Annotated in this window: 1 protein-coding gene and 1 pseudogene; one reads left to right on the top strand and one right to left on the bottom strand. The window is 59.4% G+C overall.

Annotation, left to right across the window (positions count from 1 at the left end):
* Positions 1-663, top strand: a pseudogene (locus IQ254_RS31145) (hypothetical protein); the annotation flags it as partial.
* Positions 664-770: 107 nt separating this feature from the next.
* On the opposite strand, the gene IQ254_RS31140 reads toward IQ254_RS31145, so the two are convergent.
* Entirely contained in the window at positions 771-1,271 is a 501-nt protein-coding gene (locus IQ254_RS31140; RefSeq protein ID WP_193970003.1) for a DUF427 domain-containing protein, read from the bottom strand.
* Between the last annotated feature and the right edge of the window lie 16 nt (positions 1,272-1,287).

The following is a 1,287-nucleotide window of genomic DNA, read 5'->3' as shown; positions in this document are numbered from 1 at the left end:
CCCTTACCAACTGCCCCGCCTGCCCGCCTGACGCCGTTTCCAGTGCAGGGGCCACCCTCCAACTTGCCCCTGCTCCCTCGTCGCAAGCGCCCCACCTTTAGCCGTCACCGCCATGATGCCAATCCGGCCCTGGCCATTAAGGTGCTGCAAGACATTCAAATGTCGGTAGAAGCCTGGCACCAGGATCTCAAACAAACGGTACAGCGTATTCAGGCGCTGTATATGGAAGGCCCCATTGTCGATGGTTGGCTCGAGACGGTCGACGACGCCACCTCGACCAGTCAACCTCCCGAACTCGATGCTGCCCTGCTGCGCCACGGTGACCCCCAAGCCCTGACGGGCTATGTAGAGCGTTTATGTCAATCGCTAGAGTCTCCGGCTGCCCCGCCCACACCCCCCGGCACCGAGCTAGGCCGGTCGGGCTACCGCCTGTGCAGCCTCGACTCCGATGGTCGAGTGCAGCACTTTCCCTGCCCGCCAGATCAGCTTTCAACCATTAGTCTGGCGGTTGCCCGTCACCAAAAGCTGAGGCAACTGCTCGACCATAAGCAATTTTTAGAGGCAAAGCTCAAGCGCACTGTAGAAGTTATGACTAACAGCCGCGACACCCTGGGCATTGCCCCCACCTGTAGTTCGGCACCTGAGGAGTCGCTGGACCAGTAGGCAGCTTGGGAGTCAGTGAGCAAGGCCCCCTGGGAGGGGAGAGATCCTTCTGGCCTTGAGTCCTGGCCTTGAGTCCTGGCCTTGAGTCCTGGCCATGGCTCTTCGGGCTACCAGCCCCAGGTGCCGGGATCCCCCTTAAAAGGCCCGACGATATCGGATGTAATCCAGCCGCCGTAGAAATCACCGGGCTGGGCTTTTACCAGCTCGTCATCGACATAGCAAGCTTCCATGCGGCTGGGGTAGACAGCAATATAGTTGGCAATGCCCTGGAACGCTGCAGTCGGCTGGGGGTAAGCCCAAGCCACCTGCTCGGCTTTTTGATCACCTACCACAATCGTAAAATAGGTTGCAGCACCCTTCCACTCGCACATTGTTGAGCGAGGCACTGGCTGCAAATACTGCATCTGTACATCCTCAGGGGGAATGTAGTAAGTCGGCGGGTGGCTAGTTTCGAGCACCCGCTTGGCCTGCTGTGAATCGGCAATCACAACGCCGTTAAACACCACTCGAATACGGCGAGAGGAATCCTCTAGGCGAGGCGGACGGGGGTAGTCCCACACAGATTCTTGGCCAGGGCCGGGGGCAATGCGGTTGGGGGGAGAGAACATGGGGAGATTAGTGGAG

The organism is Nodosilinea sp. LEGE 07088 (assembly GCF_015207395.1).
Taxonomy (GTDB): Bacteria; Cyanobacteriota; Cyanobacteriia; order Phormidesmidales; family Phormidesmidaceae; genus Nodosilinea.
Note: the sequence above shows the minus strand (reverse complement) of the source record. Positions and strands in the feature narration are given on the sequence as shown.

Coding starts and splice junctions, on each gene's coding strand:
- IQ254_RS31140 (WP_193970003.1), bottom strand. CDS start 1,271: ATGTTCTCTCCCCCCAACCGCATTGCCCCCGGCCCTGGCCAAGAATCT.